The organism is Shewanella piezotolerans WP3, assembly GCF_000014885.1.
Lineage (GTDB): Bacteria > Pseudomonadota > Gammaproteobacteria > Enterobacterales > Shewanellaceae > Shewanella > Shewanella piezotolerans.
In genome coordinates this window covers 1,539,889-1,557,669 of record NC_011566.1, presented here as the reverse complement: position 1 = coordinate 1,557,669, position 17,781 = coordinate 1,539,889, and the positions used below count along the sequence as shown (strand labels likewise).

At 44.4% G+C, this 17,781-nt stretch carries 16 protein-coding genes; 1 reads left to right on the top strand and 15 read right to left on the bottom strand.

The window, feature by feature from the left end; translation table 11 throughout:
- Nucleotides 1–6 precede the first annotated feature (6 nt).
- The 15 genes from SWP_RS06715 to SWP_RS06645 all read right to left on the bottom strand — a co-directional run bounded on the left by SWP_RS06715 (nt 7) and on the right by SWP_RS06645 (nt 16,742).
- Nucleotides 7–1,395, bottom strand: a complete 1,389-nt coding sequence (locus SWP_RS06715) for a flagellin (protein WP_044555737.1) — start codon at nt 1,393–1,395, stop codon at nt 7–9.
- Between the two features lie 504 nt (nt 1,396–1,899).
- The gene (locus SWP_RS06710; protein WP_020911673.1) at nt 1,900–3,291 is read right to left on the bottom strand and encodes a flagellin; all 1,392 of its coding nucleotides are present in this window, start codon (nt 3,289–3,291) and stop codon (nt 1,900–1,902) included.
- A gap of 334 nt (nt 3,292–3,625) precedes the next feature.
- Nucleotides 3,626–4,828, bottom strand: a complete 1,203-nt coding sequence (gene flgL / locus SWP_RS06705; protein ID WP_020911671.1) for a flagellar hook-associated protein FlgL — start codon at nt 4,826–4,828, stop codon at nt 3,626–3,628.
- A gap of 33 nt (nt 4,829–4,861) precedes the next feature.
- Nucleotides 4,862–6,784, bottom strand: coding sequence for a flagellar hook-associated protein FlgK (flgK, locus tag SWP_RS06700; protein WP_020911670.1), 1,923 nt, complete (start codon nt 6,782–6,784; stop codon nt 4,862–4,864).
- A 43-nt stretch (nt 6,785–6,827) separates the two neighbouring features.
- Nucleotides 6,828–7,874 (bottom strand): flagellar assembly peptidoglycan hydrolase FlgJ, encoded by a 1,047-nt coding sequence (flgJ, locus tag SWP_RS06695; RefSeq protein WP_020911669.1) that lies wholly within the window; start codon nt 7,872–7,874, stop codon nt 6,828–6,830.
- 29 nt (nt 7,875–7,903) lie between these two features.
- Nucleotides 7,904–8,995, bottom strand: coding sequence for a flagellar basal body P-ring protein FlgI (locus SWP_RS06690; RefSeq protein WP_044556315.1), 1,092 nt, complete (start codon nt 8,993–8,995; stop codon nt 7,904–7,906).
- Between the two features lie 111 nt (nt 8,996–9,106).
- On the bottom strand, nt 9,107–9,781 hold the full coding sequence (gene flgH, locus SWP_RS06685) for a flagellar basal body L-ring protein FlgH (protein ID WP_020911667.1): 675 nt from the start codon (nt 9,779–9,781) through the stop codon (nt 9,107–9,109).
- A 72-nt stretch (nt 9,782–9,853) separates the two neighbouring features.
- On the bottom strand, nt 9,854–10,642 hold the full coding sequence (flgG, locus tag SWP_RS06680; protein WP_020911666.1) for a flagellar basal-body rod protein FlgG: 789 nt from the start codon (nt 10,640–10,642) through the stop codon (nt 9,854–9,856).
- Between the two features lie 10 nt (nt 10,643–10,652).
- A complete protein-coding gene (flgF, locus tag SWP_RS06675; protein WP_020911665.1) occupies nt 10,653–11,396 on the bottom strand; it encodes a flagellar basal-body rod protein FlgF in 744 nt (247 codons plus the stop codon).
- A gap of 192 nt (nt 11,397–11,588) precedes the next feature.
- Nucleotides 11,589–12,950, bottom strand: a complete 1,362-nt coding sequence (flgE, locus tag SWP_RS06670) for a flagellar hook protein FlgE (RefSeq protein ID WP_020911664.1) — start codon at nt 12,948–12,950, stop codon at nt 11,589–11,591.
- 75 nt (nt 12,951–13,025) lie between these two features.
- Complete coding sequence (gene flgD, locus SWP_RS06665) at nt 13,026–13,829, bottom strand: flagellar hook assembly protein FlgD (protein ID WP_020911663.1); 804 nt, start codon at nt 13,827–13,829, stop codon at nt 13,026–13,028.
- 24 nt (nt 13,830–13,853) lie between these two features.
- Nucleotides 13,854–14,270 carry a flagellar basal body rod protein FlgC gene (flgC, locus tag SWP_RS06660; RefSeq protein ID WP_020911662.1) on the bottom strand — a complete coding sequence of 139 codons (417 nt, stop codon included), beginning with the start codon at nt 14,268–14,270 and terminating at the stop codon, nt 13,854–13,856.
- Between the two features lie 2 nt (nt 14,271–14,272).
- Nucleotides 14,273–14,671, bottom strand: coding sequence for a flagellar basal body rod protein FlgB (flgB, locus tag SWP_RS06655; RefSeq protein ID WP_020911661.1), 399 nt, complete (start codon nt 14,669–14,671; stop codon nt 14,273–14,275).
- Between the two features lie 175 nt (nt 14,672–14,846).
- The gene (locus tag SWP_RS06650) at nt 14,847–15,680 is read right to left on the bottom strand and encodes a CheR family methyltransferase (RefSeq protein ID WP_020911660.1); all 834 of its coding nucleotides are present in this window, start codon (nt 15,678–15,680) and stop codon (nt 14,847–14,849) included.
- A 141-nt stretch (nt 15,681–15,821) separates the two neighbouring features.
- Nucleotides 15,822–16,742, bottom strand: a complete 921-nt coding sequence (locus SWP_RS06645) for a chemotaxis protein CheV (RefSeq protein WP_020911659.1) — start codon at nt 16,740–16,742, stop codon at nt 15,822–15,824.
- Between the two features lie 282 nt (nt 16,743–17,024).
- On the opposite strand from SWP_RS06645, the gene flgA reads away from it, so the two are divergent.
- A complete protein-coding gene (gene flgA / locus SWP_RS06640; protein ID WP_020911658.1) occupies nt 17,025–17,738 on the top strand; it encodes a flagellar basal body P-ring formation chaperone FlgA in 714 nt (237 codons plus the stop codon).
- Nucleotides 17,739–17,781: the final 43 nt, after the last annotated feature.

The window sequence follows — 17,781 nt, the reverse complement described above, 5'->3', positions numbered from 1 at the left end:
TTAAGCTTACAGTAGTGACAGTGCTGCTTGTGGCAACTGATTAGCCTGTGCAAGCATCGCTGAAGAGGTTTGCGATAGAATTTGCTGCTTAGTTAGCTCCGCTGTCTCTTTGGCAAAATCAACATCTTGAATACGGCTACGTGCATCAGATACATTAGACTGAACGTTACTTAAGTTGTTGATGGTAAAGTTCATACGGTTCTGTACCGCACCTAAGTCAGCACGTTGTGAATCGATACCCGCGATAGCGGCATCGATTACCGCAATCGCGCTTTGTGCACCATCGGCATCAGTAATATCTAAACCTTCAACACTTGCAAGTGTTGAAGATGATGCAGTACCGACTACATCTGTAATTGTCGCTGCTGTACCTGATAAAGCGATATTATTCTGAGATGTCATTTCAACAGCAGCAAACTTAACCTTACCTGCTACAACAGCAGCTGCACCATCTAAAGTTGCCGTGTTAGCCGCCCCACCTTCGAGCGCAATTGAATCCACGCCTTTAGCGGTAATACTTACAGTACCGTTGTCATTTGACGCTTCAAAACCATCAGCTTTCAAGTCTTCGACAAGCTTATCTTGGTTATCTACGTAATCCGCCATCGCATAAGTTTTTGTGCCAATTTTCAAGTCAGCATCAACTGTAGCACCAGTTAAAGCTCCAACTGTCGCAGTCACGGTTGCTTCAGCTTTAACACCATTATCCAATCCATTAACTTGAGTCGCTATTTCTGTCGCCTTCGCATCAGCGGCTATTGTAAGAGAGTCTCCATTAACCTTCATAGTTCCCGTGGTAACGCCGGTCGCAGTAGCTGAGGTACCATCAGCTACTGCAGCACCTAACTTGGCACCCGTTGTGCCAGTGCCATCAAGTTGATGCTGGCCTAACGCTGAAGCACTAGTATCTGAAAGTGACACTGAAATAGTTTCATTGGCGTTTGAACCGACCTGGAAGTTTTGCGTACCATAAGTACCATCTAGTAGTTTCTGACCACCAAATGAGGTTGTTTCAGCAATACGTGTTAATTCACTGTTCAATGAATTAATCTCTTTTTGCATCGCATCACGGTCATCTGCAGAGTTTGAGCCGTTAGCTGACTGCAGTGATAAATCACGCATACGTTGCAAGATGTTAGTCGACTCTTGCATTGAACCTTCAGCGGTTTGTGCGATAGAGATACCGTCATTGGCGTTACGCATAGCAACACCAATACCATTAATTTGGCTGGTCATACGGTTAGAAATCTGCAGACCCGCAGCATCATCTTTGGCGCTGTTAATGCGCAGACCAGATGCTAAACGCTCCATCGATGTCTTCTGATTGCTCGTAGCGCTGTTTAAGTTATTTTGCGCTTTCATTGAGGTGACGTTCGTATTTACTGAAATAGCCATTATTAATTCCCTCTTACCTTGCTTTAGACTGTACTAATCAACAGTACTTATATTAGTGCCTGTCTTTCTAAAGCCAGGCGAATCATGTTGGTTACAGTATATTTAACGGCACGTTCTTTTTAAGCTTTAGTATTTATTTTGTGATTTCGCAAAATAAATTTTAAACCATTAAAAAATCAACACTTTAACCTGAGGCACCATTAACTCAACATGATGAAAATGCGAAAATAACCAAGACAAACTCAATGGGTTAAACCTAGAGAAGACGCCAATCGGCCTGAGCCGCATTTGAAGAATGTGACAAAAGTTGTCAACGATGACTCATATATTAAAGAGTTAGAAGCGATAGGAAATAGAAACAGTTAAGAGGCACTGGCTGTTCGAGAACATTAACAATCAAAGTAAAACTTATACAAAATAATAAAGCTTCGATATTTCTACCGAAGCTCTAGATAACGTCAATTTAAACACGCTGTAGCCACTCTAAGCTACTAACTGCTTACCTTAACCCAGTAATGAAAGCGCCGCTTGTGGCAACTGATTAGCCTGTGCAAGCATCGCTGAAGAGGTTTGCGATAGAATTTGCTGCTTAGTTAGCTCGGCAGTCTCTTTAGCAAAATCCACATCTTGAATACGGCTACGCGCATCAGATACGTTTGATTGAACGTTACTTAAGTTGTTGATGGTAAAGTTCATACGGTTCTGTACCGCACCTAAGTCAGCACGTTGTGAATCGATACCCGCGATAGCGGCATCGATTACCGCAATCGAGCTTTGTGCACCATCGGCATCAGTAATATCTAAACCTTCAACACTTGCAAGCGTTGAAGATGTTGCAGTACCGACTACATCTGTAATTGTCGCTGCTGTACCTGATAAAGCGATATTATTCTGAGATGTCATTTCAACAGCAGCAAACTTAACCTTACCTGCTACAACAGCAGCTGCACCATCTAAAGTTGCCGTGTTAGCCGCCCCACCTTCGAGCGCAATTGAATCCACGCCTTTAGCGGTAATACTTACAGTACCGTTGTCATTTGACGCTTCAAAACCATCAGCTTTCAAGTCTTCGACAAGCTTATCTTGGTTATCTACGTAATCCGCCATCGCATAAGTTTTTGTGCCAATTTTCAAGTCAGCATCAACTGTAGCACCAGTTAAAGCTCCAACTGTCGCAGTCACGGTTGCTTCAGCTTTAACACCATTATCCAATCCATTAACTTGAGTCGCTATTTCTGTCGCCTTCGCATCAGCGGCTATTGTAAGAGAGTCTCCATTAACCTTCATAGTTCCCGTGGTAACGCCGGTCGCAGTAGCTGAGGTACCATCAGCTACTGCAGCACCTAACTTGGCACCCGTTGTGCCAGTGCCATCAAGTTGATGCTGCCCGATAGCAGATGCACTTGTATCCATCAATGAAACAGAAATTGTTTCGTTGGCATTTGAACCGACCTGGAAGTTTTGCGTACCATAAGTACCATCTAATAGTTTCTGGCCACCAAATGAGGTTGTTTCAGAGATACGTGTTAACTCCGATTGCAATGACGACATCTCTTTTTGCATGGCTGCGCGATCATCCGAAGAGTTTGAGCCGTTAGCTGATTGCAAAGATAAGTCACGCATACGTTGCAAAATGTTGGTAGATTCCTGCATTGCGCCTTCTGCAGTTTGCGCAATAGAGATACCGTCATTGGCGTTACGCATAGCAACACCAATACCATTAATTTGGCTGGTCATACGGTTAGAAATCTGCAGACCCGCAGCATCATCTTTGGCGCTGTTAATGCGCAAACCTGAAGACAAACGCTCCATAGATGTTTGCTGATTAGAGCTCGCCTTATTCATGTTGGCTTGGGCTTTCATTGATGTGACATTAGTATTAACGCTAATAGCCATGGTGTAATCCTCTTCTTAGTTGGTTTGCCAAGATTGGTTACTTGGCTAAAATTGTTAATATTTCAATTATCAAACTGAATCTGTATCACCATTGCCGCTGTTCCTGGCAAAGTGTTTTTTATTTGACTTATCTAATGCGTAGTCAATCTCACCTTTAATGAATATTAACAAACGCTTAACCGTCAATTTTTTATCTTTCTAGTTGCAGCTAAATATTTCAGATTTATTAATGCTTTTTTTGTGCCAACATTTAGATTAAATCGGAATTATTTAATATTTTGTTTACCTGTTACTTACAAGTCATATCGCTAAGCGCGTTATGAATGGCCTGTTTTTATAAATAATCAAAAAGCGACATAGAGCCAACCTTACTAAACACGCTCGATACCGCGTTAAGCGACATCTGCTGCTTTTCGAACTCAGTTATCGCTTCTGCATAATCTAAGTCTTCAAGTAAAGACAGTGCCGATTGATTGACCAACTGCTCCTCTTTGTGTGTACTAGTGTAGTTTTCTAGACTCTTTAAACTATTACCTGCCACACTGCGGCTGGTTGCCATCTGCTCTTGACCACTACTTACGTTATTCAATAACTGTGCCATTTCCGCTTGCCCTTGCGGAGAATTTAACTTACTACCATCTTCAAGCAGTGCTATCGCGCTATTTAAGGTATCGAATATGTTTGAGTTTTGTTCTGGCGCTAACTCAAAGGAATCACCCGCTTGCGGCGTACCTTTCAGCTGTAACTCAATGCCATCTACCGTTAGAGGTTGAGTCGCATCAAAATTGGGAATTGTGGTTACCGTACCGGCAGAATCTGTCACATTGACATCAAGTCCACCCGCTCCATTATCAACAAAGTCAAAGGTATAGTTGCCCGTAACCGGTAAAGTAGGATCCGTTATCTTTGCGCTTTCAACGCTAAATTTGCCTTGTTGAGTTGACGAATAATTGACGCTGTAGTCGCCGATTGCGTTAGCAGCGTTCATAAAGACACTGTCGCCAGGAATATTACTGCCTACAGTAACGCCCGATGCCACCACCGAATCTCTAATACCGGAGTCGCCGCTGTAGACAACCTTGCCATTGTTATCAAAAGCGAACGGTTCAGTATTTGTTTTAAAACCGGCAAACAAGCTATTACCCGATTCATCTTTGCTGTTGGCAATAGATAGCAGCTCTTCTAGGCTGCCGCGCATCTCATCGGCAATTGTTTGCCGATCGGCATCACTGAGCGTGCCGTTTACTGAGCGCAGCATCTGCTCACGCATGCTCTCAACCACATTTTCAGCATTGCCAATTTTACTTTCGCTAACGGCCAAACGATTTGAAGCGTAATCGATATTCTTTATAAACTGATCAACCACAGCGCCTTGTTGCTTAAGGTTATCAATACCGATAGCTGCGACTGGATCATCACCTGCAGTGCTGACTTTTTTCCCCGATGCTAACTGTTCCATGATTTTGCTAGTCGCAGACTGGCTTTTCATCACATTAGTCGTAGTTTGGTTAAACATTTGCGCCGTTGAGATTCTCATGCTGTTTTCCTTTCTCTACTCGCTAATGCCGAGTTAGCGTAATGAGCTAAACAAGGTATTAAATATTTCCGTCGCGGTGGTCATGATCCGCGCCGACGCTTGATAAGATTGCTGAAAGCGCATCAAGTTTGCCGCTTCTTCATCAAGGTTAACTCCCGATACACTTTGCACCCGGGTATATGCCTGATTGTAAATAGCACCTGCTGAACCTACTGCAATTTCAGCCGACTTTGTTTTGCCGCCAATATCGAGTTTGGTATTTTCAAATACATCAGTCAGAGTGGTGCTACCACCATTCATTATTTTGCTTTCGTTAAGCTTCGCCATATTCACTAAGTTACTGTTGTCACCTTCGGCAAACGACAAGTCAAAAGTAAATCGCTCTTTAGTGGTTGCTGTGGAATCAACTTCAAAGGTAAAACCATTCGCGCTAATACTCGGAGGTGTATAAGGTGCAGCGGGTCCTAAAGAGTTGCCCTGTGCATCAAAAGCTTCAAAAGTAGGTGGCACTGCCGATGGATCGATTTCAAAGGTTAGCTCAGAACCTGTGGTAGGGAAGCCAGCAGCATTTCGGTTGTCGATGCTGACAAGGTTGATACTGGTGTTGCCCGAGTTTGCCGCATCCGCGGTAATTGTTGGCGCTGCTGCGGCAATGCCTTTGCCGTCAGTCATGGTGACAGATAATGCCGTTGCTGCACTTGACGTTGGACGGATCTCAAACTTATCGCCTGAAGCCATAGCGCCACTTGCAATATCGATACTAAATCCGTTTGCGCCTTCTAAAGTGGTGCCGTTTAGCGTCAATGGCGTCACATTACCGCTTTGAGCATCTTTAAGCTCGTAGGTCGATGGCGCGGTAAAGCTAAGCTCATAACTATTACCTGTTAGCGCAGCCACATCATCAATATTGACGGCTAGATTTGCATTACCAGTATTGGTTGATAATGCCCCTGCTCTGCCTAACTGCATTGATGGATCATTAATATCGGTGAAGATATTGCTGCCCACTTGACCGTTTAGATCGAAACCTTGAGATTGGGCTTGGTTAAATGCATCGGCAACTCCTAAAGCAAACTGACCAAGCTCAAGCTGCGCTGGTATCAAAGTATCATCTCGATAATTAACCAGTGCGCCGAGTTGACCGCCAATTTTAGACCCATCAACTACTAAGCTTTTATTTCCAGATGATGCGGTTATCTGTAACTCATTTGCATGTGGGTCGCCAGGTTTAGTCCCCACTTGCATCGACACTTCACCAGAGACCAACATGATTGAGCCACCCAACATGACACTTTTAGAGCCAGACTCTAGCGGTACCACATTCACTTCGGCATATTCGCTTAACTCTAAGATCAGTGCATCTTGCTTGTCTAGCAATTGCATATCCTGACCCTGAGACTTCATTAGCTCACGATTGATATTGCCAAGCTCATTACTGATCTCATTAATACGGTCGGTAACCGCTGAGATTTGGTCGTTGGTTTGATTCATCTGACCATCAAGATGTTTTTGCATTTGATTGACATTGTTTGCCAACTGATTGGCATTGGTCAGTAAAGAGTCACGCAGTCCTAAATCATCAGGAATATCAGATAAGCTATTTATGCCAGCAAAGAAATCATTAAGTGATGCCGGTACAGCAGAGCCTATCTGCGAAAACAGCTGATCGAGTTCTGACATTTTACTGTAGCTTGTCTGTGCTTCACTGGCGGCTGTCGCACCTATGCGTAATTCGCGCGCCGCGTAATCGTTATAGACTCGCTTAACATCAGACACATAAGTACCTGCGCCATAAAACTCATTTCCCATACGCTGAGAATCGAGTGCCGACTGTGAAGCAACCTGACGGTTGTATCCGTCGGTGTTGGCATTGGCAATATTATTACTGGTAATAGCCAATTGAGATTGTGACGCCAGCACTCCGGTGCGAGCAATACTAAGCAAGTCCATCGACATTAGTGACAACTCCCCATTACAAACGGCTCGACAACTTGGTTAATCATTGCTTCACCCCTTGTAAAACATCTTTAAAATCACGTGTGATTGTTTTCATGACCTGCATGACTTTATCGGCATACTTTGGGTCAGTTGCGTAACCCGCATCTTGCAGTGACTGTACAAATGCAGCTGGATTAGCCGCCTTTGTCGTCGCATCTTGGTAGCGGTCACTGTTAGAAACAAATGATACAAAGTCATTAAAGCTCTGCCCGATATCCTCATAAACCCGAAAATCTGCTTTTTGCTTAACCGCCACACCCTGCTCATATTCAAGGGTGCTGACTTGTGCTTTGTCACCTTGCCAGCGGCTATCTGCTTTAATATTGAATAGGTTATTGCTTTGCTGACCAGCCGCACCTTTTACCATTTTCTGGCCCCAACCTGTTTCCAATGCTGATTGAGCGATTAGTACCTCTGGTGTTGTGCCGAGCTCTTTTGCCGCTTTCTCTGCATGAGGGTAAAGCCGACTAACAAATTCATCTTGGCTAGTAAAATCGGCTTGTGATTTATCAGCAGTTAATGCCGCCGACGGCAAGACTTTGCCACTTAATAAGGCATCTAAGGTTTGTGGTGCCACGGCTGTATTTACGGTTGAGTTTACTGCTGTGTCAACGGGCACCGCGCTCATGCTTCTTGTGGCCGGCATTTGCATCGCATGTGGATTATCAAGTGTAAAAGCGTTTGATTTCGCGGAGCTGTTGCTGTCGCCCCTAAGTACTGAGGCTGGCGTCATTGGGCTGTTAGCAGGGTCGAGTTGTTGCACCATTAAATCAGCTAACCCCAGCATGCCTTCACCAGATAGGTTGAGGGACATTTGTTGGTCATGCATCTGCTCATAAAACTTGGTGTATTGGCTGTTCATAGGGCTGTCGGATTCAAACACTGCGTTAGCATCTCGCATACTGGTCATCAGCATTTGCACGAAAATACCTTCAAACTGTTGTGCAACTTCTTTTAGTGCACTGTTTTCGCCATTTCGGGCTTTGGATCTGAGTGAGTCCAACCCTCCCAGATCCAAAAATTGCGATGCATTCGACAGCTTATCCATGACTACTTTCCCACTCAAACCGACAATTTTTAGATTATTATCAGTTCTCCATGCAAAGCCCCTGCCATCTTTAACGCTTCTAGTATTGCTAACACGTCTGATGGCGCAGCGCCTACTAGGTTAACCGCCCGTACTAGCTCGTCTAGCGTGGTACCAGGGTTAAACATAAACATGCGACTATCATCTTCAGCGACATCAATAGTACTGTCGGTAGTGACGACTGTTTGACCACCCGCGAACGGATTGGGCTGCGAAACCTGCGTTGCCTCAGCAATCGTTACCGTTAGCCCACCGTGGGTAACGGCAGCTGGCAATAATTTGACGTCTTGGCCAACAACAATGGTGCCGGTACGTGAGTTAACAATCACCTTTGCCGATTCAGCGGCAGGTTCTACTTCGATATTTTCCAGTGTTGCAAGAAAAGAGACCCGTTGTGAAACATCACGAGGAGCGCTCACCTGCACTGATGCGGCATCAAGTGGCCGCGCCATTCCTGGGCCTAATAAGTCATTGATAGCATCTGATAATCTTTTTGCTGTTGAAAAGTCAGCGCGGCGCAGGTTAAAGGTGAGGTAGTCACCAGTTGAAAACGGTGTGGCTACCGTGCGCTCAATAATCGCTCCATTTGGAATGCGGCCAACCGTTGGAGTATTTTGGATCACCTTAGAGCCATCTTGTCCCTCAGCACTAAAACCACTCACCACCATACTGCCTTGAGCAATGGCATAGACATTACCGTCTACACCTTTAAGGAAGGTCTGTAATAGCATGCCGCCACGTAAGCTCTTAGCTTCACCCAAACTTGAAACGGAAACATCAAGTGTTTGACCAGGCTTAATAAACGGCGGCATATTGGCACTCACTGCAACTACCGCGACATTCTTAATTTTAGGCCTGAAATTATCAGGTAGATTAATGCCAAAGTTCTTCAACATAGTTTTGAAGGTTTGTTCGGTATAACGGGTTTTTTCACCGGTTCCGGGTAAACCAACCACTAAGCCATAACCAATCAATTGGTTACTTCGCACCCCTTGAACATTGGCAATGTCCTTAATGCGCTGTGCATGTACTGGCGATGCAATTACTAAAATTGCACACAGTAATGCCAGTTTAAGTTTCATCATGAAAAGTCCTTAGCTCAGTTAACTCGCTTAAAATTGCTCAACAGCTGCCCTACTCGGCGGTGAAGTACTGCAGTCCGCGCAGTACTTTGCTCGTTATTCTTAGAAAATCTAAAACGGCCACCAGCTACCCATAAAGAATGAGCTCAGCCAGCCCACTTTTTGAACTTCTGCAAATGTTCCAGTGCCGCTATATTGAATACGTGCATTGGCTACTCGCGGTGAATCAATGGTGTTATCAGGGCGAATATCTTGAGCACGCACAATACCGGTAATACGCACAAATTCGTCACCGTTGTTGATACTTATCCACTTCTCACCGCGAATAACCAAGTTACCGTTATTGAGCACTTGCATCACGTTAGCTGAGATACTGCCTGATAAGCTGTTACTTTGGTCGGCGTCAGATTCGCGCTTTGTATTCATGCTGTCTTTGTAACGCAGGTCGATAGGATTGCCACCAATGGTGACGTTTCCACCACCGGCATAAATGGGGTCAAGTGACAGGTCAGTACCTTTTTTGATTTCGTTATTGGCGCTCTTTTTAGCTTGAGTCGATTCCATCAACATGACAGTAATAATATCGCCCACTTTCAAAGCTTTAATATCGGAGTAAAGGCTAGAAGCTTGGCTGTCTTGATACATTGACCCTGTCGCTGCTATTTTCGTTGGCGGCGCTTCAGGATAAACAGGCGCATAATAAGGATCGTCTGCAATTGGCTTTTCATTGGTTGAACTACAACCTGAAAGCACAGCAATAACGAGTAAAATCCAATAACGATTCATAAAAACTCTCTTAAATATTACGGGCAAATCGAATGCCAAAACCTGTCAAAAATGGCGAATACTGCACTAGCGTTATAAGTTCTGATTCACGTATGACAGCATCTGATCGACTGCTGAGATAACTTTTGAATTCATCTCGTAAATGCGTTGGCTTTCAATCAAGTTAACCAGCTCTTCAGTAACGTTCACGTTTGAGGTTTCAAGCGCCCCTTGACGAATGGCGCCCATGCCGTCAAGTGATGCAGTCCCTTGAATAGGCGTACCACTTGCACCGGTTTCCATGTAGAGGTTTTGCCCCATAGGATCAAGGCCAGCAGGATTAATAAAATCTGACATAGCTAGCTGTCCAACCACTTGGTTTTCAGCATTACCCGGTGTCTTTACCGAGACTTCACCTTCTGCCGACACCGTAATACTGGTGGCATCATCTGGAATAGTGATTGCAGGTTGCACCACGTACCCAGAACCTGGGGTAACAATTTGGCCAGTATCATCGAGGCTAAACTGACCAGTACGTGTATATGCTGCGGTGCCATCTGGCATTTGTACTTCAAAAAATCCTGGACCTTCAACCATCAAATCAAGCGAGTTGTCAGTGGTTAGCATGTTGCCTTGAGTAAAGACTTTTTGCGTTGCAACCACTTGGGTACCCGCGCCAATATTTAAACCGTTTGGCAGTTTGGTGTTTGATGCACTTACCCCACCCGCTTGGTTAACGTTTTGATACAGGAGATCTTCAAACACTGCGCGGCTCTTTTTAAAGCCAACAGTACTGGCGTTAGCCACGTTATTCGAAATAACAGAAATATCAGTCTGCTGAGCGTCTAAACCAGTCTTACTTATCCATAAAGCGGGATGCATATTCTATCTCCTAGCTAATGCGCATTAATGAAGCAGATGCTTTATCTGTTTCTTCAGCTGTTTTCATCATTTTGACTTGCATCTCAAACTGACGTTGTATGTCAATCATCGATACCATCTCGTGTACAGCATTGACGTTACTGCCTTCAACTGCCCCACTTAGCAGACCAACGGAAAGATCAGCAGGTGCTGGTTCACCCGACATTTGACGAAATAGTCCATCTTTGCCGCGCATTAAGTTTTCATTACCAGGATTGACCAATTTAATACGGCCAACCTCTTCAATGACCTCAGCAGTGGCCCCTGTTGGACGAACAGAGATAATGCCATCTTGAGATATTTCAATTTTTTCGATCGGAAGCGGTAATACGATAGGTCCGTTGTCACCCATTAGTGGGGTACCTTTATCGTTACGGAGCACACCAGTGGTATCGAAACTCAAGCTACCAGAACGTGTATAAGCTTCGCCGCCATCATCAGCTTGAACCGCAATCCAGCCATCGCCTTTAACGGCAATATCTAGATCTCGACCAGTGGTCTTGATAGGACCATTGGTAAAGTCTGCTGACGGGCTCTCTGTCATAGCAAATACACGTGTTGGCAGTCCTTCACCAAAGGCTTGCATTGAACGCGCTTGTGCGAGATCAGCTTTAAACCCATCAGTGTTAGCGTTTGCCAAATTGTTGGCGCTAATCGCCAACGAATTCATATTCTGCTTTGCGCCGCTCATAGCGACATAGAGTAACTTGTCCACGTAATGCTCCGTCAAACTTCCGTCTAACGTATTAATTAGCAAGCATCGTGCCAGAAATTGATTTTATAAATTAAGTATAGAAAGAGGAGGTTACGAATAAAACTGTTAACGATGAGTCGAGAGAGGAAACACGTTGCCGCTGCGGCAACGTGTTTTACTCTACCGCAGCTAAAGCGGATAGAGGTGTGAGAATTAACGGATCTGCAATACCGTTTGTTGCAAGGTATTGTTGACTTCCAAAGTACGAGAGTTAGCTTGGAAGTTACGTTGCGCCGAAATCAAATCAACAAGCTCAGTGGTTAAGTCTACGTTTGATTGCTCAAGTGCCGATGAACGAATACTACCAAAGGTGCCACTGTTAGCTTCACCCGCTAATGCAGGACCCGAATCAAGGCTCGCTTTCCAAGAGGTATTGCCTGCTTGTGATAAGCCTTGCTCATTGGCAAAGCGAACTAATGCAACGCGTGCAAGAGGTACCGTTGAGCCATTACTGTAGCTGGCGTTAATCAGACCATCAGCGCCCACTTCAACGTTAGTTAATCGCCCAACGGTAGTACCATCCTGCGTCAACTCAGTCACTTCAAAGGGTGAAGCATATTGCGTCGGGTTATTAAAATTAAGTGTCAAAGTTTGCGCACCATCAGCGCCAGGGCCTAAAACATTTGCCCCACCGACGCCCAACGCCTCAGTCTGAATAACTGCTGGGTTACTGCCAGTGTACGCGCCAGTATCATTAAAGGATATCGCAGCACCTTTCCAACCACCTGCGGTTTCAGCATTAGCGGTGCCATCAGGATTACCATCGCCTGTTGTATCGATATCATAGGTACCAGATGCAGGGTCCAAATCGACCTGTTTACCGTCAACGGCATAAAATGCAACCCAGTTACTTTCACCGGTATGGGCAGCATTCGGAGGACGAACAAAGTACGTGGTCATCACATGTGGCTCACCTAATGAGTCATACATGGTGACCGATGTTGAGTTGTTGAATGTATCTGGGTCATCGGGGTCGAAATTAGCAGGATCAAACGTCTTATCACCCGCATTTAGATTCATCTGCATGCCGATGTTATCGGTTTTTACTGGGCTACCCGCTGTATCTGGGATTTGAACTGGCTCGGTCGTTGTTAAACTTACCGAGGTTGAATTACCATCTTTATCTACAGGGAAGGTTTGCAGAAAATTACCCGCTGAATCGACCATATAGTTATTCGAGTCAAACTTAAACGCACCAGCACGGGTGAAAGAGTGATCTTGTGAGCCAATCTCTGAAGAGGTCACGAAGAAACCGCCACCATTAATCGCCATATCAAGTGAGTTATTAGTAAACTGTAAGCTACCTTGATGGAACTGCTGTGCCACTTGGCTGGTTGCCACACCACCACCAACGGTTGTTTTGCTGTTAGCGAAAATAGAGCTGGCATAAACATCGGCAAATTCAGCGCGAGACTCTTTAAAGCCAGTAGTGTTTACGTTAGCGATATTGTTTGCCGTTGTATTTAGATCTTTTTGCGCAGACGATATACCGCTCAAAGCAATGTTAAATGACATAGTTCACCTCAATCCTTGTTCAATTCGTTTTAGCAGAGGCTATACTCGCCTCTGCTATTAATATCTGTCAGACGTTTACGATTCTGATACCGCTAATACATCACTGATCTTAATGCCACCCACACCACGTAAATTCAAAATAGCCCCAGTAGCAGCAGTACCTAATGATACGCTGGTCACATGTGCGTAGGTTGAAACGGGAAGCTCTTCACTTTTACCATCAACGTTACCCGTCACTTTAAGGGTATAACTCCCTTCAGCAACTGGCTCGCCATTTTTCCCCATGCCGTCCCAAGTAATATCGACGTTACCGCCTGCACTACCATCAACGGCAAAGGTCGAAATAAGTTGGCCAGTTTCATCTTCGACGCGAACCGTTAAGTCCTTAATCGCCTCGGGGGTGCTGACAATGGCTTTAATGTTGGGTTCTTCTGCAGACACATAGCCTGTGTCTGATGGAATAAGCACTTTCTGACCCACTAGTCCTGACGCCTGCAGCGCTTGGCTCGAGGTGGTTAATGCATTAAGGTTAACAATCTCTTCGTTAAGCTTACTAATCCCATCAACGGTTGAAAACGATGCCATTTGCTGGATCATCTGGTCATTATCGACCGGTTTAAACGGATCTTGCATCGACAATTGCTGACTCAATAACGAGAAAAAATCTTCTTGAGAAAGCTCCTGACTATTAGGCTCTGGTATTGAGTTTTCTGCCGGCAAACGAAGGCTATCTAAAAACGGGTTACCGGTTGAAGATGTCTGCTCTGTCGACGCGCTACTTTGTGTCGTCGCTTGCGATGCTTGCGGCGTAACGGCGCTGGTCTGCTGTGGCTGACCGGTTGCCGATTGCGTGTTATTGAGCGGATTAATCAGGCTCAAAATTTACCTCCAGCTTTCACTGAGTTACTTGCCAATTCTAAGAGTTTGCTGAAGCATCGATTTCGCTGCATCAGTGACTTGTACATTCATTTGGTATGAGCGAGAGGCCGAGATCATGTTAGCCATCTCCTCCATCACGTTGACATTGGGCTTATAGATAAAGCCGTCAGTGTCTGCCATTGGGTGGCCGGGAGAAAATTCTTTATTCAAAGGTAAATCACTTTCAACAATGCCTTTAACCGCAACAGATTGTGATGCACTTTGATGCTGTTGTGCTTTGCTCATTTCAGCTTCAAAAATAGGATGGCGAGCACGGTAAGTTTCGCCTGCGCTGCTCGATACAGCGTCAGCATTTGCAATATTACTGGCAGTGGTATTAAGCCTGACTGATTGCGCAGACATGCCTGAACCTGCGACGTTAAATATATTAAATAAACTCATAATTAATCGCCTCTTATCGCTTTTTTCATGCCTGAGAACTTACCATCAAGAAAACCGAGGGACATCTGATACTCAAGTGCATTTTGCATGAATGCTGATTGTTCTTGTTGAATATCAACGGTGTTGCCATCACCGGTATCGGGTTGATTAGGTACACGGTAAGCAACGTTTTGCTGAGTTAACGCTGCCATATCAAAATGTTTACCGTCGCTTTTAGCCATCGCTAAGCCCGATTGACGTGACTGCGCTGAATTCATCGCTTTGGCAAAATCTACATCACGCGCTTTATAGTTTGGCGTGTCGGCATTGGCAATATTTGAGGATAGGACCTCTGCACGTTGGGAGCGTACGCCCAAAGTGTATTGATGAACTCCTAATGCTTTATCAAAACTAATCGCCATAAAATTGCCTCCTCAGCTCGGTATCTGAAATAAAGCAATTGGTGTGCCAGATTAGTTTAAACAAGTGAAAATAGAGGTATATCTAGGATGTAGCGATGTCAAAAAGAAGGTTTTACAAGATAAGAGGGTGTCAAAATTGCGTTAAACGCCGTTGAAACACCCTGACTACGACAGCTTAACTGCGCTTTTGGTAATAGATCCCAGGATTACAGCGGATCATATCGAACTCTTCAGATAGACCAGCAATAGACTCCGAGGCGCCTAAAAATAGAATACCATTTGGGTTCAATGCGGCAGCAAATTGCCGCAGTATTTTCCGCTTTGCCTCTGGCGAAAAATAGATCAATACGTTACGGCAAAAAATGATGTCAAACTTACCCAGTAACGTATAACTTTCAAGCAAGTTGTGTGCTCTGAAGTTCACCAACTGTTTTACATTATTCTTAATCACCATATTGCCGGACGGCAAAGTATCAAAAAACTGACGTTTCCTTTCATCTGACAAGCCACGCCCTAAGGCTAAATTGTCATACTCTGCTTTTTTACAGCGTTCAAGCATTGAAGGAGACAGATCTGTCGCAAGAATGCTTGCACCACTCGGTAATTTACCGGGGCGACGTTGCTGATGTTCAAGAATGGTCATGCTTAACGAGTACGGCTCTTGCCCCGAAGAACATGCCGCAGACCAAATTTTAATCGGTCTACCCAGCCGGCTGTAGTTTGGCAGTAAGGTATTGGCCAACAGTTCAAAAGGGTAACGGTCTCGAAACCATAAGGTCTCATTGGTGGTCATAGCATCGATAACTTCGGTGCGAAGTTGACGTTCAGTCGGTTTCATTGAATGTTTGACCACATCCGACAAAGAAGGAAGGTTATACTTACCCATCAGCGGCGCCAAGCGGCTACGCACTAAGTACTGCTTGTTTTCACCTAGCACAATACCGCTATGCTGCTCTAGAAATAGCCTGAATTGATGGTACTCGTTTTCAGCAAGTGATTTATTCGGCACTCTAGTATCCTAAATATCTATAAAACAAAGCCACGCAGTCGCTGCAGCTTAACAACAATCGCAGGTTTATACATTAGCCCCCAAGGAAACACAAGCCGGAGTTGGCTTCCTTGGGCCTTCGATACGTTGTAAGATCGCGGATTATAAACTTAAGTGCTTGTTTACAGCCGCTGCTAACTCATCTGGATTAAATTTCGCGATAAAATCATTAGCGCCTACTTTCTCAACCATAGCTTGGTTGAATACCCCGCTGAGCGAAGTATGTAGCACGACTTTGATGTTTCTCAATTTAGGATCATCACGTATTTCAGCGGTTAAGGTATAGCCATCCATTTCTGGCATCTCAATATCTGAAATGATCAACGGGATCTCTGTTGAGACATCTTCCAATTCAGCGGCCATCAACCGTAATTTATCTAACGCTTCTTTACCGTCTTTAGCAGTGTCGATTTGCAGATCGAGCGAGCTTAACGCACGAATAATCTGTTTACGTGCAACCGATGAGTCATCGATCACCATTATGTGATGATGCAGATCTCTATCAATAGTCAGTTTATCATCCAGCTCTTTACTGATATTGGTGTTAACCGGCGAGATCTCATCTAAGATTTTTTCTACATCTAGGATCTCTACAAGTTCGTTTTCTATCTCGGTAACAGCCGTTAGGTATGAGCCACGGCCAGCGCCTTGAGGTGGCGGCATGATAGCTTCCCAGTTCATATTGATAATACGCTCTACAGAACTGACCAAGAAGCCTTGTACACTGCGGTTGTACTCAGAGATGATAATGAAACAGTTCTCAATGTTCTCAATCGGGCGACCACCTGTGGCTGCACTTAAGTCAATCACTGAAATTGTCATTCCGCGAACATGAGCAATCCCACGTACGTTTGAATTGAGCCTAGGTAAACTGGTTAATGGAGGGCATTGCAGCACCTCTTTTACCTTAAATACGTTAATGCCGAACCGTTGACGTCCATTAAGTTTAAATAACAACAACTCTAGTCGGTTCTGTCCAACCAATTGCGTTCGCTTATTTACTGATTCAAGAATGTTCGACATGAAAATTTGCCTTGTACTTATTTTTATCGATTAAATCAAAAAGATTCAATTTAGTTGAGTGACCACTTATTACGTTGATTTAGCGCATCGATGCTGCCGATACTGATCAATATAATTAACACCTACATTTAGGCATACTACTTGCTTAGCTTGTACTATCTGATTCTAGCGTTGCGATTTTAGTCAACTTTATGACACCCGACAATTTAATGAGTTCGCTACAGAAATTCTAAAACAACACGACTTAGGTGCATTCTAGCGAATCAAGCTGGTGTATTCATTATGAAAATAATTTTTTGGCTCTTTTTAACCGTATTATTTGTACCCATCGCCGCTATTGCAAATGCAGATCAACTTGCTAGCGTACCTTCTATATCGACCATTTCTCGATTAGCTATAGCCGCAGTTGAAGAAAAAATAGAAGCGCCTGAAAAAGCTAAGATAAATATCACCCCTCAGAGTCTCGATAGTCGCATCAGCTTGCCTAGCTGCTACTTACCGATTAAAGCTGAAATTGCCAGTGACCGCGCAATTAGACGTAATAACACCATTAAGATCAGTTGCGACAGCCCAGACTTAAGTTACCCGTGGCAAATATTTTTATCGGTGAGAGTCGATATTCTCTACCCCGTGGTGGTAGCGAAATCTACTTTAGGTCCCGGCGATCTGCTATCAAGCAGTGATGTCGAAATCGATTATGTAGAGCAAACCACACTGCGCGGTCAACAATTTGACCAAGTGGATCAAGTGGTAGGAGCTCGATTAAAGCGCCGTGTTGCCCCGCAGCAACCCATTTTCAATAACCACCTTTGCATTGTTTGTAAGGGAGATACCGTTTCTATATTCGCTCGCTCTGAAAATTTTGAAATTAAAACCGTTGGCGAAGCCTTACACGACGGTAATCTAGGCGATAAAATCCGTATTAAAAACACTCATTCACAAAAAACATTGAATGCAAAAGTCACTGCTGTTGGCCAAGTTGAAGTAAGAATGTAAAATAAGTCTAAAGTTAATAGTTATCACGCCGATAGCATGTGTA